Annotated in this window: 6 protein-coding genes; 4 read left to right on the forward strand and 2 right to left on the reverse strand. The window is 74.6% G+C overall.

The features are described 5' to 3' along the window. The first annotated feature begins 363 nt into the window (after positions 1–363). From ACZ6H8_RS07345 to ACZ6H8_RS07360, 4 genes are all read left to right on the forward strand, one after another. A complete protein-coding gene (locus ACZ6H8_RS07345) occupies positions 364–10,719 on the forward strand; it encodes a hypothetical protein (RefSeq protein WP_464145942.1) in 10,356 nt (3,451 codons plus the stop codon). A 95-nt stretch (positions 10,720–10,814) separates the two neighbouring features. Further along, entirely contained in the window at positions 10,815–13,643 is a 2,829-nt protein-coding gene (locus tag ACZ6H8_RS07350) for a hypothetical protein (RefSeq protein ID WP_464145944.1), read from the forward strand. A gap of 10 nt (positions 13,644–13,653) precedes the next feature. Further along, complete coding sequence (locus tag ACZ6H8_RS07355; RefSeq protein WP_464145946.1) at positions 13,654–14,148, forward strand: hypothetical protein; 495 nt, start codon at positions 13,654–13,656, stop codon at positions 14,146–14,148. Further along, positions 14,133–17,138 carry an AAA family ATPase gene (locus ACZ6H8_RS07360; RefSeq protein ID WP_464145948.1) on the forward strand — a complete coding sequence of 1,002 codons (3,006 nt, stop codon included), beginning with the start codon at positions 14,133–14,135 and terminating at the stop codon, positions 17,136–17,138. The genes ACZ6H8_RS07355 and ACZ6H8_RS07360 overlap by 16 nt, the downstream gene beginning before the upstream one ends. A 68-nt stretch (positions 17,139–17,206) precedes the next feature. Here ACZ6H8_RS07360 and ACZ6H8_RS07365 read toward each other — a convergent pair whose 3' ends face one another. Both ACZ6H8_RS07365 and ACZ6H8_RS07370 read right to left on the reverse strand, forming a co-directional pair. Continuing rightward, the gene (locus ACZ6H8_RS07365; RefSeq protein WP_464145950.1) at positions 17,207–17,743 is read right to left on the reverse strand and encodes a sigma-70 family RNA polymerase sigma factor; all 537 of its coding nucleotides are present in this window, start codon (positions 17,741–17,743) and stop codon (positions 17,207–17,209) included. 128 nt (positions 17,744–17,871) lie between these two features. Then, positions 17,872–19,809: an Hsp70 family protein gene (locus ACZ6H8_RS07370; protein WP_464145952.1), complete on the reverse strand. Its 1,938-nt coding sequence runs from the start codon at positions 19,807–19,809 to the stop codon at positions 17,872–17,874. Positions 19,810–19,821: the final 12 nt, after the last annotated feature.

Raw genomic sequence — 19,821 nt, forward strand, 5'->3', positions numbered from 1 at the left:
GGCGGGGGGATCGGCGACGGTGCGGCGACCGGTGGCGGCAAGCCTGCCGGCGATGGCGCGACCGGTGGTGGCATGGGTGCCGCGGATGGCGGGGGGCCTGCAGGGCCGGGCGGATCACCCCGCGGAGGCGGAGACGGGCCGGGCGGCCCGGGCGGTCCGCCCAGCAGGGGCGATGGGCCGGCAGGTCCGAGCCGCACGTCGGGCGATGGCACGAACGGCTCCGGCCCGGCTCGCCCGGGCTCCGGCGACGCCGATCTGCCGAGCACGACGCCTTCCGGCGGCGCCCCGCCTGCCGCCCACGGCTGGAAGGCGACGGCGCAGGACATCGCGACGGACTTCGCCGGCGAGGCGTTCGTCGAGGTCATGACCGAGGGCACGTACAGCGCCATCCAGGGCGAGGGATTCCAGGTGGGCGTCGGCGGCATCCTCTCGGCGGCGTCGTCGAGCATCGGCACGGGGCTCGGCACCGCGGCCGGCCACCACATCGGCGGCGCGTTCGACCGCCCGGACTCGTCGAACGGTCAGGGTGGCGACGACGACGGGGGCACGCCCTCGGACCCGGGCGCGGGCCGGACCCCCGGCGCGGACGCCGGTGCGGGACCCGGACTCGGTGCCGACCCGGTCCTCGGCGCGGGCCCGGGTGTCGGTGCGGGGAGCGCATCGGGATCGGCGAGCGGTTCGGGATCCGGCAACGGCACGGGCGCGTCGCAGGGCACGCGAGGTGGCTCGCAGCAGGGCGCTGGTGGCGAGCAGGGCGGTGGCGAGGGTGCGACGAGCGACGCGGGGTCGCTCGTCGACGGCGCGACGACCGCACCCGACCCGCTCGGCCGCCGGCCGGCCGCCGAGTCGCCGGCCACCGCCTCCTCGACGAGCGACGGGACGCCCAGCGATGCCGGCGCGTCGGCCCAGGGGCAGCAGGCCGTACCGGGCTCGTCGTCCGACGCGAGCACCCCGGGCCCCTCGAACGGCAGCTCCTCGACCCCGGACTCGCCAGCGTCGACCTCGACGTCGAACCCCGTCGCGAACCCGGGGGCATCGTCCGACGCGGACCTCGCGTCGAACCCGGCCTCGGCGTCGAGCACCGGCGGCTCGCCGAACGTCGACGGCTCGCCGAACGTCGCATCGTCGACGAACCCGGGATCGCCCGCCGTCGACTCGACCTCCGGCCCCGACGCGACCTCGCCGCAGGACTCGACGACCGGTCAGGACACGACGACCGACCAGGGCGCGACCGCCGAGCAGGCTCCGACCGCCGAGCAAGGGTCGACCGCCGAGCAACGGTCGACCGCCGAGCAAGGGGCGACCGCCGACCAGGGTCCCATCGCCGACTCGGGGTCGACGCCCGATCCCCACGCCTCGACCACCGTCGACGGCCAAGCCGACCCCGACCAGACGCCCTCCGACGCGCCGAGGAACCCCGATGCGCAGGCGAACCCCGATGCGCAGGCGAACCCCGATGCGCAGGCGAACCCCGATGCGCAGGCGAACCCCGATGCGCAGGCGACCCCCGACGCCGATGCGTCGCAGCAGGACGGTCAGCAGCCGAGCCCCGCGCCCACGAGCACCCCGCCGAGCCAGGCAGCCACGACGAGCCCGACGCCGACGCCGACGACGAACCCGACCTCGACTCCCGGTCAGCAGGCCGACCCATCGCAGCAGCCCGCGCCCAGCGAGGGCGACGCCATCTCCTCGCCGACGCCGGATCCGGGCGTCGCCGACGCCCCGTCGCAGCAGGACGCGAGTGCGCTGGCAGATCGGACGGCGACGTCGCCCGCGCCGGATGCGGTGCCGTCCGACGTCGCTGCCGACGGTGACGGCTCGACCGACACGGACACCGACACCGACACGGACCTCGACAGCGTCAGCGACACGGACACGGACACCGACACCGACACGGACATCGACAGCGTCACCGACACGGACACCGACACGGACATCGACAGCGACACCGACACGGACATCGACAGCGACACCGACACCGACACGGACACCGACACGGACATCGACAGCGACACCGACACGGACACGGACACGGACACGGACACGGACACCGACACCGACAGCGTCAGCGTCAGCGTCAGCGACACCGACACCGACACCGACACGGGCACGGACGCCGACGCCGACGCCGACACGGACAGCGTCAGCGTCAGCGACACCGACACCGACACCGACACGGACACGGACACGGATACCGACACGGACACCGAGACGGATACCGAGACGGACACCGACACGAACACGGACACGGACGCCGACACCGACACGGACACCGACACCGACACCGAGACGGACACCGACACGGACACGGACACGGACAGCGTCAGCGACACGGACACGGACACGGACACCGACAGCGACACGGACACCGACACCGATACGGACGCGTCGAGCATCACGACCGTCGACGCCGACGACGTCTCGCCGCGCGACGCGGCCGCTGCGACGCCGACGCCCGCGTGGCAGGCCGCCTACGATCAGGCCGCACCCAAGCAGCTGCGCACCGAGTCGTTCACGCCCGTGCGCTCCGACGGTCCCGGCCTCGACATCCGCGGCGAGATCGCCGTGGTCGACTACGTGTCGCGCGACCTCACGGTCGACGGCGAGCAGATCCGCCTGTTCGAGGTGCCGGTCGAGATCACCACCGACGGCGACGCCGTCTCGCCTGCGGGGCTCCGCGACGTGACCGATCACGTGCAGGCGCACCTCGACGCCTTCGTCAACGGGCGGTTCGTCCTCGGCGACGGGCACGCCATGCACGTCCGCATCGACCCCACGTTCGTGTCGAGCGATGCGCCGCCGAGCGACCGCGTGCGCGTGACCGTGCGACCGGAGGGCGACGTCGACCAGCGCACGTGGTCGGCCGACCCGAGGGATGCGCCGCTGCTCGTGCACGAGGTCATGCACTTCGTCGGAGCACGCGAGGGCTATCGCGCCGGCCACCACCTGCTCCGCACGCAGCAGCGAGCGGGCGTCATGGGCGACGGCGTGCGCGACCTGCCGCGCCGCGGAGACGACACGACGGATGCCCCGCCTCACCTGACCGAGGTCGACCTCGCGCACATCCACGCGACCTGGCGCGATGCCACGCCGCAGCGCGCGGACTTCAGCCCGACTCCTCACGGCGCGCTGCCGCCATCGACGACGTCGGCCCAGGCACCGAAGCCGCAGCCCCAGCCGCAGCCCCAGCCGCAGGTCGCCTCGGCATCGGGCAGCCCCGCCGGCGGCTCGCGCCCCGAGGCCGTCGTGCAGGCGGCGGCGACGGCAGGCACGGCGTCCCCCCGGCCGCTGCCCACCGAGCGACGCCTCTTCGAGCGCGCGACGCCTCCGGCGCCCGCGCGCCCATCGCGTGGACCCGCGTCGTGGGTGCAGGCGGCGCGTTCGGCGATGCGGCGGTCGGCACGACCGTCCGAGTCGCGTGCGCCCGAGCCGCGCGCGTCGATCGAGCTCGGCGACCGTGCCGCTCGAGCGCAGCATCCCCACCCCTGGCAGACGCTGCTGCAGCACCAGCCCGTGCCGATCACCGGGATCGATCGCCACGACGCGCTGCGCGCGCAGGTCGCCGCGCACCTCGGGGTCGAGCCGAGGCGGGTCGACGACGCGCTCGAGCTGCACGACGCATCGACGCCGGCGGAGGTCGCCAGGGCGTGGCGCGCCGTGCTCGGCGCGGGGTCCATCACGGTCGGCGACGCGACGGCGTCCGTCGCCTGGGATCGTCTGACCGTGCCGCCGAGGCAGGCGCCGGCGACCCTCGGCGGCGCGACGCCCGCGCGCGAACGCGGCACGGAGGCGCAGGGCGCCGAGGCGGCTGGCACGTCGAAGGGCGATCCGGACGCCAAGGCCGACCCCGATGCGATCGCCCGTGACGTGTACGGCCGCACGGAGGCCGTGTCGAGGTCGAGCAAGACGTCGACGAGCGCCACCACGAAGGTCGAGGCTCAGGCTGCGATCAGCATGGCGATCGCGCTCCCGCTGCCTGGCAGCCCGCCCCTGCTCCCCGCCCTCAGCGGCACGGTCGCCAGCTCGACGACGCGGGACCTCGCGGTCAAGGAGTCGTCGAGCGAGGCGATCGCTCCGAAGGTCGAGACGGAGCCCGCCGCCGCGAGCCTCCGGCTCGTCCTGACGTCGGGCGACGTGACCACGCCCGTCGATGTCGACGTGCGGCTGTCGATGCCCGACGTCACGAGCATCGCGACCGCGGACGCGCAGGACGGCACCTCGCTGCCGAGGGCGGCCACCCCGGGACAGGTCCGACTCCGGCACATCGAGCCGCGACGCGTCACGCAGCTGACGCACGGCGACCTGCGGCCGCGGACGCAGCGCGACGTCGACGCGCTCACGAAGGCCCTGCTCGCGCCCGCGGACCGGCGCGAGCAGGGCGACTCCATGACCTTCACCGCGAGCACCGACGCGCCGAAGGCGAGGTACCTCGGCACCGTGCAGGGCTCGTCGAAGCTCACGCAGGAGTTCGCCGTCACCGAGGGTTGGTCGGAGAGCGGTGACGCGAGCGTCACGGCCGGCTCGCGCGGCGGCACGACGAGCGTCGTGCGCGGCGGTGGAGGCCTCACGCTGTCGACGACCGATCAGGTCGGCGGCTCGACCGAGCAGAAGCGATCGGCGTCGCGCAGCGACGAGGACCTCGTCGCGGTGTACGCGTTGACCCGCACCGTCGAGATCGCGGATGGCCGCGGCGCACCGCAGCGCGTCGAGGTGCAGTCCACGTTCTCGCTGCCGATCGTCGACGCCGCGAACCGTGGCCTCTGGATGCCCGCGGAGGTGCTGGCGAGCGGCCGGGCCGCGGCACCGCTCGGCCCCCTGCGCGAGGAGGGCGCCTTCGACCCGTCGCGCGATGCCGTCGTCTCGGTGCCCACCGACATCCATCTGACGATCGCCGAGCGCCTGGGGCTCTCCGACGCGGGCACGGCGGCGGTCGCTGCGCGCTTCGCCGAGGCGCGCGGCACGCTGGGCATGGAGGACGCGGCCGCAGGCAGCCTCACGGCCGAGTGGCAGGAGGGGGGTCGCACGCATCGCGTCACGATGACGGCCGACATCGATCTCGGATCGGCCGACTCCACGGCGAAGGGCGGCGAGACCACGCAGAAGGAGTCGCTCGCGGGGAAGCGGGAGATGTCGAAGAGCACGAAGGCGGGGGTGGGGCTGACGCTCGGTGGGCAGCTGATCATCGCGGCCGGCAACCGCACGTTGGGCTCCGGCGTGCTCCAGGTCGTCACCGGCTACAAGCGCTCCACGAAGCTCAGCAGCGCGCGCTCGACGCAGGACGACCGCTCGGCGGCGGGGAAGTCCGACGTGAGCCTCCATGCAGCGACGACGCGGCTCACGCTGATGCACGAGTCGACGAAGGATGCGAACGTCCTGCAGGTCGTGCTCTTCGGGGGCCGGATGCTCGGCAGCGGACCCGCGGCCGACAGGCAGCGCCTCGAGACCTCGGGCGCCGATCCCGAGCGCCACGATGCCCCGACGGTCGTGGAGATCGACGGCGTGATGGTGCGCAGGCCGCAGATCGACGTCGAGCCAGCTGGCGGGCAGGTCGCGAGCACCGTCATCGGAGGACGCCGAGAGGGCTTCCCGGCGATCGACCCTGCCGACTTCGGCGCCTTCGCGAAGATCGAGCGCATCGCGGGGCAGCAGGCGCACAGCGAGCTCATCGAGGCCTCGCTGTCGAAGCACGCCGACGCTGCGCTGGGCAGCGCGCATCCGCACCGGTCGCTCAGGGGCAGCGGCAATCACTCGAGCTGGGGGGAGCGGCCGTTCACGGCTCTCGACGGTCTCGTCCTCACGCTCTCGCCGCTCACCAAGCCCGGCACGGTCCCCGGGGCCACCACGCAGACGCTGGCCTCGTACGGGGGGCTGCGCTCCGTCGCGCACGCCGGGCTGCACGGGCGCGCGACGAAGACCGGTGCCATGCAGCTGCCGGGCACGATCCGCGACCTGCGAGGCTCGTTGGCCGTCGAGCAGCGCTTCGCCAACCCCACCTTCGTCTCGACCCGAGCCGACCGGAGGCTCACGCGGGGCGACGGCGGCGATCGCTCCGTCGGCACGACGAAGGACTGGAGCATCAACGTGGGAGGCGACGGTCTGCTGCGTGCGACCCCGCCGGGCGCCGAGCACAACGCGCTCGTCCACGGAGGCGTCAAGGGCGCCCGCACGTGGAGCGGCTCGGCGGAGCAGGAGCGCGTGGCGGGCACGACGAACGAACGCGGCAGGAAGGGCACGACCGCAGTGCTGCGCTTCGACTCCGAGCGCACCTACACGCCATCGATGGAGCTGCGAGGCTGGCGATGGAGGACGGGGTTCGCGAACCCGACCTTCGCCAGGTACGAGCCGGCGTCCGTCGACGTCGAGATGCCGGTGCACGAGGCTGTGGCCCTGCTGCAGAAGCACGAGGTGCCGCTGCCGCCCGAGCTGGCACCGTTCGCGACGACCGACCAGGGCGACCTCGGCGAGCGTTCCGAGATCTCGGAGGTCGCACCGCGCCCGGCCTCGACGCCGGATGCGGATGCGAGCGGTGCGAAGCCTGCACCCGCGGCGGCCCGTACGCAGTTCGTGCGCGACTCGGATGCGGTCGTGTCGGGAGGCGTCGTGCCCGTCGACCTCGCCGCGATCGAGGAGCGCCTGGAGGCAGCGGGCCTCGACGAGCAGAGCCGCGAGACGGTGCTGGGCGAGGTTCGTGCGCTGACCACGCCGACCGAGGGCTCGCTGGCGCTGCGCGAGGCCGCCGTTCGGCCGAAGCGGGTCACGGTGCCGCTGCACGCCGGCGCGTTCCGGCAGCGCAGCGTGACGATCGATCTGACGGTCACCCCCGCACCAGAGGCCTCGGATGCCAAGGGCAAGGGCAAGGGCAGGGCGAGCGCGGCGCACGTCGTGCCGTCGACGACCACGCTGCGGGGCGAGACGCTGTCGACGGAGCGCAGCAGCGGCGCGTCGGGCAAGACGTCGAGGTCGCGGCAGTGGACGCTGGGGGCCTTCGCCAGGGCCGGGTACTTCCATCGTGCGCAGGGCGTCGACGACGTCGGCGGTGAGGCAGGCGGGCAGTTCGATCGCGGGATCTTCGACCGCACCACGGAGTCGAGCACGACGCGGCCCGGTCCGTCCAAGGTGTCGTCGACCGTGGAGTTCTCTCAGCTCGAGCAGCATCGCGTGCCCGCGACGTTCACGCTGGACGTGCAGGTGCACGGCGTGCTCGGCCCCGTGGTCGATCCGTTCGTCCCGCGCGCGCTCAGCGGAGGCGATCACCGCAGCGTCGGCCGCTTCGAGTCCGAGGGGTACCTCGACTTCATCGCACCCCAGGACTCGCCGGAGCTGGCGCCCGTCCGTCCCGCGCGGGTCGCGCCGAGCCCGGACGCCGATGCCGACGCCGATGCGAACGCGACGAGGTTCCAGCTGCCCGCCGTGGGCGCCTGGCGTCCGGTGACCTGGGATCCCGCGGCGATCCAGGCGGTGCGAGACCATGCGATGCTGCAGCTCGGCACGATGGGTGCCGCGCGCGAGGGCGACGCGTACGCGGATGCGATCGAGACCCTGCTGTCGAATGGCATGCTCTTCAACGCGATCCCGACGATCGTCTCCGGTGCGCAGCTCGATCCCGACTCCCTCATCGCGCGCGGGGGCGTCCTGCGCGACGTGCTCGCCGAGCTGTCGATCTCCGGCGCTCTCGTCGAGCCGAGGGTGCGCGTGGGCAGTCCCGCGCCCAAGGTCACGCTGAAGCACACCGTCGACCTCTCCAGCGGCGTGACCGCCGGGCAGAAGCGCGCCGACGAGAAGGGCCTGTCGACGCCGATGACGGCGGTGGGCGTGACCGAGCCCGGCGTGGTGGTGGGCGGCTTCGTCCCCTCGTACTCGGTCGCCTCGAACCAGAGCGCTACGCAGGGTGTCGACGTCAAGACCTCCGAGACGTACACGCACACGGGGAGGTCGGCGATCGTCGATGCCACGCTGCGTCTGCGGGTGCAGGCCGGCACCACCACCATCGTGAGCAGGGGAGGGCCGCGACAGGCGAACGAGGTCGACGTGCCGATCGTGCTGCAGGTGTGGGAGCAGCAGCTGGCTGCGCTGGGCCTGTCGATGCCGGACGCGGAGGTCGAACGGCAGCGCGCCGCCGCGGAGCGGTCGTCGGCGCGTGCGCAGGCGCAGCGCGACGAGGCGGCACGTGCGAGCCAGGAGCAGGTCGATGCGTCGGCGCGGGAGCTGGCGAGGGACGAGGCGCGGGAGCGGGTTGAGCGGGCGCAGCGGCGCGCGGACGATCGCGGGCAGGCGCAGCGCGACGAGACGACGCGTGCGGCGGAGGAGGGCGAGGACCGCAGGCAGCGCCGCGACGCCGACCGAGCGGAGCGGGAGCGCGCCGAGCGGGAGCGTCTGCGGGATGCGGATCGCGCGCAGGCGGAGCGCGACGAGGCGGCGCGCGAGCAGCAGGAGGGCGACGACGCGTCGGCACGGGAGCGTGCGAGCGACGAGCAGCACGAGCGGGCGCAGCGGGCCGAGCAGCGCGAGAGGGATCGTGCGCAGGCGAGGCGCGATGAGGCGGCGCGCGGGCAGCACGAGCGAGCAGATGCCCAGCAGCGCCGCGACGCGGACCGTGCGGAGCGGGAGCGCGTCGCGCGGGATGACCAGCGGGAGCTCGATCGTGCGCAGGCGCGCAGCGACCAGGCGGCGCGCGAGCAGCAGCGGGAGGCCGATGCCGTGGCGGGAGCGCTGGCGAGGAGCGAGGAGCAGCAGCGGGTCGCGCGGGAGCAGCAGCGCGCGACGGATCGTGCGCAGGCGCAGCGCGACGAGGCGAAGCGTGCATCGGAGGAGGCGGCGGCGCAGCAGCGTGCCGAGACGGATCGCGTGGGCGCCGAGCGCCGGGCGTCGGCGCGTGCGCAGGCGCGCGCCGACGAGGTCGCGCGTGGCGAGGAGCAGCGGGTCGACGAGGCGGCGCGCGAGCGCGCGCAGGGTGCGGAGCGGCTGCGGGTCGCGCGGGAGGAGCAGCGCGCGACGGAGCGTGCGCAGGCGCAGGCCGACGAGGAGGCACGACTCGAGCAGGAGCGGGCCGATCGTGACGAGCGCGAGCGCCAGGAGCGCGACACGGGGGAGCCGGTCACGTCCGAGGGATCGGCGGAGGGCGACGTCGCCGGTGCCGAGGTCGGCGAGACGGTCGCGTCCGAGGGAGCGGAGACCGGTGACGCCAACCTCTCGGCGGTCGGGGAGCCGGTCGCGGCTGAGGATCCCATCGCGCAGGCACGTGCGGCGCGCGCGGAGCAGCGGGAGCTGGATCGTGCGCGGGTGCAGGGCGACGAGGCGGTGCGCGAGCAGCAGCAGCGCGACGACGCCGCGGCGAGGGACCTGGCGCAGCAGGAGGAGCAGCAGCGGGTCGCGCGGGAGCAGCAGCGCGCGACGGATCGTGCGCAGGCGCAGCGCGACGAGGCGGAGCGTGCATCGGAGGAGGCGGCGGCGCAGCAGCGTGCCGAGACGGATCGCGTGGGCGCTCAGCGCCGGGCGTCGGCGCGTGCGCAGGCGCACGCCGACGACGTCGCGAGTGCCGAGGAGCAGCTGGCCGACGAGGCGGCGCGCGAGCGCGCGCAGGGTGCGGAGCGGCTGCGGGTCGCACGCGAGGAGCAGCGGGCGACGGAGCGTGCGCAGGCGCGCAGCGACGAGGCGGCGCGTGCGGCGCAGGAGCGAGCCGATGGTGCGGCACGGGAGCGCGCGGAGCGCGAGGAGCAGGACAGGGCCCGTCGGGAGCGGCAGCGGACGTCGGAGCGTGCGCAGGCGCGTACCGACGAGGCAGCGCGCGAGGCGGAGCAGCGCGACGACGCGTCGGCGCGAGCGCAGGCGCAGACGGCCCAGCAGCGGCGCGTCGAGCGCGAGCGGCAGCGCACGGCCGATCGTGCGCAGGCGGAGCGCGACGAGACGGAGCGTGCGGGGGAGGAGCAGCGCGACGCATCGGCGCAGCAGCTGGCGCAGACGGCGGAGCAGGAGCGCACCGGGCGCGAGCGGCAGCGCACGGCGGATCGTGCGCAGGCGGAGCGCGACGAGACGGAGCGTGCGCAGGAGGAGCAGCGCGAACGCGAGGTGCTCGAGCGGCAGGAGCAGCGGGAGCGCGAGAGGGCCGAGGAGGCGAAGCGCGCGGCCGCCGAGCGGCAGCAGCAGGAGGAGCAGGAGCAGACGAGGAGCCGGGAGGCCGCGCTGCGCAAGGCCCGCAGGGACGAGGTGGAGCAGCTCGCGGCACGACGAGCGGCCGAGCGACGATCGACGGCCGCGCCGTCGCAGGAGGCATCCGGATCCCGCGCCGTCGCGCCGCAGAGCCCGGTGACGACCCTCCCGCCCGCAGAGGGGGCCCTCGGCTCGGGCGACGGTGCCGCGCGCGGACTCGCGGCGGTGCAGGAGTCGTCGGGCGAGCATGTCGCGCTGGTCGAGCCCGAGCAGGCCGCAGCGGAGCGCGACGCGGGCGAGGGATCGACGTCGGCGCGAGATGCGACGCGGGCGCTCGGGGAGCACGAGGCGCAGATGGCGCGCGGGGCGCAGGCGGAGCAGACGCCCGCCGCGTCGCCCGGCCCGTCGGCGAGCACGACATGGATCCCCAAGGCGCCCACGGCGGGCTACGTGCCCGAGGAGGAGGACGAGCTCGAGGACGCCGTCCTGCTGCCCGATGGCACGGAGACCGGCGGCGAGACGACCTTCGACGCCCAGTCGTTCTTCGACGACGCGCTGAGCCGCAGCAGCTGACGACCGGCATGGGCTGCTCCGCCTGGGTGCGACCGGGCTCGAGATGAACCGCCCGAACCCCACCGTGCGTGGTCGTGCTGAGGGAAGGGGACGCCGTGACGTCGATCGCCGTGGAACGGACGGGCTTCGGCATCGTCGTCGCCGAGGATGGCGACGCGGAGGCGACCGCGCTCCTCGACGGGCTGCCTGCGCTGCGCGCCGCACGCTACCTGACGGCCACGCCCGCGTTGCGCGACGCGCTGCGAGGGGCGGACGCAGCGGTGGTCGGTGCCGTGCTGCCGCACCTCGACGGTGCGGTCGTCGTGCCGGAGCCGGGACTCGCCGACGACGGTGGTGAAGGACACGAGGCCGAGAGCACGCGACTGGCGCAGGCGCTGGGCGTCTCGGTCATCGCGCCGCAGGGCCGCTTCATCCGGTGCGAAGGCACCCTGTTCTCCGTCGGCGGCGACGGCTGGGTGACCCAGAGCCCTCGCGGCGCTCGCGTGCCCATGGGCCGGCGCTACCCCGCGCCGGCGTGGCAGTCGCAGCTGCCCAGCACGGTGCACGGGGCGGCCCACATCCCGGCGGGTCTCTGGATCACCGCGGGCACCGAGCAGCGGCACGCCGTGCGGCTCGCAGGCATCGCCGTGCGGCACCGGCAGCTGCTCGTGGTGGCGGGCAGCCCCTCCGAGCCCGCGCCGAGCGAGGAGCGACTGCTCGCGGTCCTGCGCTCGCTCCCCGACGAGACGCGATCGGCGATCGTGCTGGCGGGCTTCGGCAGCGCGAGCCTGCCGCTCGAGACCGTGCAGTCGCTCGCGGCAGCGCTCGGGCAGCCGCTCCGCCTCGCCCACGGCGTCGAGATCGACGGCGAGCCCGTGCGCATCGACGGCGATGACGCCGTGCCGCTCGCCGCGCTCGCCATCGAGAGCGTCTGCGCACCCGACGGCACCGTCACGCTCGAGCGGTGGGCGTCGCCTCCTGGGCTCGTCGCCGTCGACGCCGCGACGTATCTGCTGGGCGAGACGCGCGGGTCGAGGAGGCGGCCCGGCGATCGCTGGATCGTGCACGTCGTCGCCGCGGGGCTCGTCGTGCGGCCAGAGGACCAGCCGCTCGTCGACGCGGGCGAGCTCGTGGCGCCCGCCGACTCGATGGGCATCTTCGTGCACTGCGACGGCGCGCGTCGCCCGGCTGGGCTGCCTGCGCTGCTCGAGCCGTTGCGATCGCGACTCGCGCAGCGCGGCGCCGTGACCATCCACCCCCTCGATGCGGCGGCTCGACGTGTGGTGCGAGACGCCCACCCCGGGCACTGGGCACCCACCGAGACCCTCGCGATCACCGCGGACGGTCGGCTCGTCGCCGCGACGGACGATGCCAGCGGCGACACCGCCGGTCTCATCGAGGGCGGCGCCATCGACGCCGCTGCGCTCGACGCCGCGGCGCACGCAGGCCAGGAGGTCGCCGAGGCCGCCGCGGACGGGAGCGACGGCGAGGCCGGCGAGTCGGTCGAGGGGGTGCAGGCGGAGGTCGTGGCATCGCGCTCGATCGGCGTCGTGCAGGTCGCCGCGACGCGATCGGGGCCGCGCCCCTCCCTCGAGACGCCGCGGGAGCGCGACGCCTCGGCGACCGTCGACGCCGTCATCGGGGCAGACGCCGTACCCGCGGCGCTGCAGGAGAGCGCCGGGGCAGCCAGCCGTCGCGCACGCGACGCCCAGATCACGAACGTGCCGAGCGCCGACGACGCGGCTGCGGCCTGGTACGCGGCCGCCCTGCCCCGACAGGCTGCCGTGGCAGCCACCGACGAGCGGCCGCCGGCCGCCGCGACCCCGACGCCGCAGGCGACCCGGACCCCGACGCCGACACCCGCACCCGACGCGATCGCGGCGCCCGCGGCAGCGGCGGCGGTGCCGCCGACGCGGCCGCGCGCCGCTGCCGGCGCGGCCGCGGAGGTCGGCCGACAGGCCGAGCCCGCCACGGCGTCCTCCGCCACGGCGAGCGATGCGCTCGCGCGAGCCCTCCGCGGATCGACGGCGACGCGACTGCTCGCAGGCGGGGCGGGCGGCGCGAGCGCACCGTCGTCGCAGGCGAGCGCGACGCGAGCCGGCGCGCTCGGCGAGCCGGCGGCCGCGCAGCGCGGCGATGCTCGGGCAGACGTCGCCGAAGGACGCGCCGACGAGGCGGCTGCGCAGCCCGCCGCGGCGAGTCCCGAGCCGCAGGGCGCGGCGCAGGAGGGCGACGCCCATGCGACCGAGGTCGCCGGGGCTGCGCACCTCGACGCGCCCCGACCCGTCAACCAGGCGATCGACGTCCCCGCCGACGCGCGCTCGACCGCCGAGCAGCGGCATCGGGTGCGCACGGCGCTCGGCTCGCGCTACGACGTCGCGAGCCGCACGGTCGCGCAGCTGCTCGCACAGCAGCCGGGCATGCGGGTCGCCACGAGCGACCGGTCCGCCATGCTCACGGGGCTGTCGCTCGTGCGGGTCTTCGCGACCGAGCCGCATGGCGACTACGACCTCGACTTCCACACGTGCCTCGCCGAGGGGCTGGCGATGCTGCCGACGGCCAGGTCGGTCGTCGTGCGAGGCATCCCCGCGGCGCTCGACCCCGCGCCGGGCACGATGCTGCGCCTGCGCACGCCGATCGTCGCCGCAGCGACCGACGGCCCGGCGACGGGGCCCTCGGAGGCCCTCATCTGGACGACGAGCGGGCGTCGCCTCGACCGCGTGCTCGACGGCTCGGCCGGGGCGGCCGACATCGTGCTGCCAGCTGGCGCGAGGCTGCAGGTGCTCGGCACCACCGAGGGTGCCGTGCCGCGGCTGCTGCTCGCGGAGGAGGGCGCCGACGCCGAGCAGGCGATGGCCAGGCTGCAGGCGGCGGCGGAGGCGCGCGGCGAGCTCGGTGCGCATGCCGACGACCGGTGGTTCGGCGACCTGCCGCTGGCGGCGTGAGGTGGATCGCATGACGCACGAGCGCCCGACCGACCAGCACGGCTCGCAGCGCCTGCGCACGCTGCTGCGCGGCGTCGCGGAGCGCCTCTCGACGCGTCGCAGGCATGCGCCGCCGCGGGTCGCTCGCGTGTTCGACGGACACCGCGACGGCAGGCCCTGGTTCGCGCCCGAGCACCCCGTGATCGTCGATCGGGGCGAGCGCGACGCGCTGCTGGCGCTCCTGCGCTCGGGCTCGATCGTCGTGCACGCCGCGCAGCCGCTGCGCGACGACCTCGGCGGCCTCGACGCCGTCGTGCCCGCAGACCTGCGCTCCGACGGCCGCTGGATCTGGAGCGACGCCGCGGCCTACTACCTCGATCACCACCGGATCGCGCCAGATCCCGAGCTCGTCGCGCACCTGCGCGCGGCGGGACCTGCGGCGCCGATCGACGCGGAGACATGGCGACGGCTCTCGGCCGCCATCCGCCCCGACGCCTGGGAGGGCACGACATGGCCACTCGACTGATCGCGCAGGAGCGCGCCGTGCTCACGGTCGCCGCCGACAACCCCGACTGCCACCAGTCCATCGCGTCGGCGCTCGCGTCGGCGAACGACGGCGACGTCATCTCCATCCGCCCAGGCGTCTACCGGGAGTCCCTCGCGATCGATCGGGCCGTGGCGCTCTCCGGCGTCGGCGACGCCGGCGAGGTGCGCATCGAGAGCAGCACGGGGCCGGCTGTGCGCAGCGCAGCAGTCGAGGCGCGCATCTCGGGCGTGACGATCGCGAGCGCAGCCGGCGACGTCGCCGTCGACGTCGCCGCGGGCGCGCTGGCGCTCGACGACTGCACGATCGAGGCGTCGACGGAGGTGGCGCTCGTCGTGCGGGCGGAGGCGCAGCTGTCGATGCACGACTCGAGCGTCGAGAACGACGCCGGGGCGGGCGTGCTGGTCTACGAGGGCGGCAGCGCCGAGATCGCGGGCTGCAGGCTCCACGACATCGCCACGACGGCGCTCGTCGTGCGCGGGCCGAGCGCCGCGCACCTCACCGACACCGTCGTCGACGCCGCCCAGGGTGGGCTGCTCGTCGCAGATGGCGCGCAGCTCACGATCGCGCGCGGCACGATCGCGCGCGTCGCCAACGCGGCGATCACGGTCGAGGGGGGCGCGAGCCTCGACGCGACGGGCACGGTCATCGCCGACGGCGAGGGCATCGGGGTGCTCGCCACGACCGGCGCCTCGGCGTCGCTCGACGGCGTCACGATGCAGCGACTCGGCGCGCAGGGCGTCGTCGGCATGGCGGATGCCGTCGTCGACCTCTCGGGCGTGCGGATCGTCGACGGTGCGACGCACGCGCTGCACCTCATCGAGCAGGCGCGGCTCACGGGCGAGGCATGCGAGCTGCTGGGCGCCGGCCACGACGCGATCGTCGTCGCGGGCTCGTCGTCCCTCACGCTCGCCGACTCGACGATCGAACGGCCCAGCGGCATCGGCGTCACGGCATCCGACGACGCATCCGTCACGCTCACGAACGTGCGGATCGCCGACGCGCGGTCTGAGGGCGCGGTGGCGCGCGACACGGCTCGGCTCGTCGTCGACGGCGGCTCGGTGCGCGGCTGCAGCCACGGCGTGGTCTGGCAGGACGCGACGAGCGGCGCGCTGCGTCGCACGAGGATCGTCGACGTCGCCGGGGCGCCCGTGCGCGTCGAGCCGGAGGCCGACGTCGAGCTCGAGCAGCTGCAGGACGGCGAGCGCGACGACGACGTGCAGGACGGCGCGCCCGCCTCGCGCCCCGTGGCCGCGGAGGCGAGCGTCGACGAGCCGACGCGCGCTCCGGCGGGCGAGAGCGAGCTCGATCGCCTGCTCGCCGAGCTCGATGCGCTCGTCGGGCTCGACAGCGTCAAGCGGCAGGTCGAGACGCTCGTGCGGATGCATCAGATGGCCGAGCGTCGTGCCGAGGCCGGGCTGCCGTCGCCACCCGTCTCGCGGCACCTCGTCTTCGCAGGCTCGCCGGGCACGGGCAAGACCACCGTCGCGCGACTCTACGGTCGCATCCTCGCAGCGCTCGGCGTCGTGCGCACGGGACAGCTCGTGGAGGTCGCACGCCCCGACCTCGTCGCGGCGGTGATCGGCGGCACCGCCATCAAGACGAGCGAGATGTTCTCGAAGGCGCTCGGAGGCGTGCTGTTCATCGACGAGGCGTACGCGCTGTCGAAGGACGGCGGCTCGAGCAACGACTTCGGCGGCGAGGCGATCGACACGCTCGTGAAGCTCATGGAGGATCACCGCGACGACGTCGTCGTGATCGTCGCCGGCTACACGAACGACATGCGCACGTTCATGGCCGCCAACCCGGGCCTCTCGTCGCGCTTCTCGCGCACGATCGAGTTCGCCGACTACTCGTCTGCCGAGATGGTGACGATCGTCGAGGGCCTGTGCAGGGCGAACCACTACAGCCTCGAGTTCGAGACGCGAGCCGCGCTGCACAACTACTTCACCGAGCTGCCGCGCGACGAGACCTTCGGCAACGGCCGAACGGCTCGCAAGGTGTTCGAGGAGATGCTCGGCAGGCAGGCCTACCGCCTCGGCACCGTCGCCGAGGTCGACGCGCTCACGTTGACGCGGCTCGTGCCCGACGACCTCGGGCCCCTGCCGGGCTCGTCGATCGGCGCGGGCGTCGGCCGCGTCGACGAGGAGCGCGTCGAGCAGCTGCTCGGCACGCTGCGCGAGCTCGTCGGGCTCGACGGCGTCAAGGAGGAGGTGCAGGGCATGGTCGACCTCCTCACCTCCGCGCGCCGCAGGCAGGCGGCAGGGCTGCCTGCGCCGTCGCTCAGCAGGCACCTCATCTTCGCCGGCCCCCCTGGCACGGGCAAGACGACCGTCGCGAGGCTCTACGGCTCGCTCCTCACCGCGCTCGGCGTGCTCGCGCAGGGGCAGGTCACCGAGGTGTCGCGTGCCGATCTCGTCGGGGAGTACGTCGGGCACACGGCGCGGAGGACGACCGAGGCGTTCGACAGGGCACGCGGCGGCGTGCTGTTCATCGACGAGGCGTACACGCTCGCCTCCCGCGGTGGTGGCGGCAACGACTTCGGCAAGGAGTCGGTCGACACGCTCGTGAAGCTCATGGAGGATCATCGCGACGAGGTCGTCGTGATCGCCGCCGGCTACGAGCGCGAGATGGACGGCTTCCTCGCGACCAACCCCGGGCTCGACTCCCGGTTCTCGCATCGGGTGCGGTTCGCGAACTACACGCCGGACGAGCTCGTGACGATCGTCAACCAGCATGCGACGCGCTCGGGCTACGAGTGCACAGGCTCGACGGTCGCGGCGCTGCGGGGCCACTTCGCCGCCGTCGATCGCACCGCGTCGTTCGGCAACGGCCGCTACGCGAGGCAGGTCATGGATGCCGCGATCGCCAACCACGCCCGTCGCACGCGTGCGATCGACGATCCCACGATGGACGACCTCGTGCTGCTGCTGCCCGAGGACGTGCCGACGCCCGAGGCGATCGGCGCGTGACGCGTCCGCGCAGACGACGATGCCCGCCAGGAGCCATCCTGGCGGGCATCGGCGTGCGCGCTCGCGCGTCAGGCGGCGAGCGCCGTCGTCTGCGAGCGCATCGTGCGCAGCGCGTGGAACACGCGGCTCTTCACGGTGCCGACGGGCACCCCGAGCCGCACGGCGGCCGCCGCGGCGGTCTGGTCGGCGAGGTAGACCTCCGCGAGCGTCCTGCGGTGCGCCTGCGAGACGTGCGAGAGCAGCTCGGTCACGAGCGCGCGATCCTCGACCTCGCGTGCGGTGTCTGCAGGCGAGGCGGCGCGCTCCGCGTCGAACTCCGTCCACGCGATCTCGGTGGGACGCGCGCGGCGAGCCCGGTGCTGGTCCATGGCGAGGTTGTGGGTGACGCGCGTGAGCCAGCCGCGCACCGATCCCTGCTGCTCGGTGAGGCGGTCGAGGTGGCGCCACGCGCGCAGCAGGGTCTCCTGCACGACGTCCTCCGCCGCCCCGGCGTCGCCGTTCATGAGCGTCGTCGCGTAGCGCACGAGGCCGTGCCGGTGCGTGGCGACGAGCTCGTCGAATGCGGTCGTCGCGGTGGTCGCGGTCGGTGCTTCGGTGATGGCCATGAGCCAGTCCTTCCCTCGGTCGACGTCTGCTTCGATCGTCCGACCGCGCGGAAGCGCTGTCTCTGGGCTCATCCCCCCGCTCGGGCTGTCATCCCGAGGCCGCGGGTAGGGGTGCCCCTACGTGCTGGTCATGCGTCGCACCGCACGGCCGCCGCATCGGCGCCCGCGAGGTTCTCCCAGCGGATCTCGGCGAACGTGAGATCGACGTCGCCGGTGCCGAGGGCGAGGAACGGCGTGTCGACTGCCTCGGGCGTGAGGCCCGAGACCGTGAAGCACTCGGCGGGGATGATGACGTGCTGCGTGCCGCCCTGGGCGATGCCGTTGATCGCCTCCGTGATGTCGACCGCGCCGCCGCACGGGTAGCCGCAGTGCACGGCGATCGCGAGCTGCTCTGCGGTGCCGGCGTTGTGCGTGACGTCGAAGACGAGCGCGCCGTCCTCCGCGGCGATCTCGGTGAGGTCGATGGGGCCCTCGACGGTCTGCGCGTAGAGCTGCGCGGGCCCTCCGCGCAGCCACTGCGCCCTGAGCCCGGCCTCCGACTGCGTCACGGTGAGCTGCGGCCGCGACGCCTCGCCCTCCTCCATCGGCGTCACGCCGAACGTGCCGGAGTCGTTCGACTGCACGAACCAGCCGAGGCCCGCCGTCGAGCTGCCGCTCGTGAGGATGGGGGAGGCGACGGTCGCCTCCAGCGCATCCGGCGACTCGGGCGAGCCAGGAGACGCCGTGATGGTGGGCGGTGCGCTCGCAGGCGTGCTCGCCTCGGCGCTCGATCCCGTCTGCGCCTGCGTGCCGGGGCTCGCGGCGTCGACGCCGCCTGCGCGGCCGAGCACGGTGGTCACGACGATCACCGCGACCACGATCGCCGCGAGGGCGACGCCCGCGATCATCGCCGTGCCGCGGCGGAGCCTTGGACGCCGCGACGTGCGTCCGGTGGTCGCGAGCGCCGGTGCCATCGGCGACCGCTCGTCGTCGGCGAGCCCGGCGCCCGTCGCAGCCGTGCTCGCCGACGTGTCGAGCGCTCGTGCGCGCTCGGCAGCTCCGAGCGCGACGGTGAACTTCGGGTGGTGCGTCGCCGTGACGGGCATGCCGGCGCTCGCGACCTCGTCGGCGACGAGCGGGATGCGCGACGAGCCGCCCGCGAGGATCACGGTCGACACCGCGTCGGCGTCGATGCCCGCCGAGTCGATCGTGCGCAGCAGCGCGGCGACCGCGAGGCCGACCGTGGGACGGATGCTGCGCTCGAGGTCGGCGCGCGTGATCGTGAGCGGATCGTCGGCGCCCTCGAGCGGCAGGCGCACGACGGTCTCGTCGCGCACCGAGAGCGCCTCCTTCGCGTTCGTGCACGCGACCTCGATCGCCGCGAGCGTCGCGGCGTCGTCGGGGTCTGCGGCGTCGAGCGCGGAGATGCGGCCCCCGACGCGCTGGTCGACGAGGCCGCGAACGGCGTCGTCGAAGTCGTCGCCGCCCAGGTGCTCGACGCCCTCGGGGCTGCCGAGCACCTCGAGGCCGTCGGCGCCCACGCGCAGCACCGTGGCGTCGAACGTGCGGCCGCCGAGGTCGAAGACGGCGAGGATCGTGCCCTCCGCGTGACGCCGCTCGCGAGAGACGGATGTCGCGATCGCGACGGGGTCGGTGACGATCTCGTCGATCGCGACGCCGGAGAGCTCAGCGACCCGCGCGAGGTGCTCGCGGCGGTACGGCCCCCATGCGGCTGGGCACGTGAGCACGACGCGCTGCGGCGCCTCGCCCTGCTGCTCGGTGAGCTGCGCGACGACGTCGCGCAGCTGCGCGGCCATGAGCGCCTCCGGTGCGATGCCGACGCCGCCGACGACGATCGGGGTCGGGTCGCCGAGCCGTCGCTTGAACCCTCGCACGAGTCGCGTCGGGTCGTCCTGGGCCGCATCGAGCGCAGCCTGACCGGTGAGGATCGTGCCGTCGGCGGCGCAGAACGCGACCGAGGGCTCCACGAGCAGCGGCGAGAGCGGTGCGGCCCGAGTGCCGAGATCGTCGCCGATCGCGACGGCGACCGAGGTCGCACCAAGGTCGACGCCGATGGAGTATCGCATGGGTCCCTTCCC

This window comes from Agrococcus sp. AC640b, from assembly GCF_979255995.1.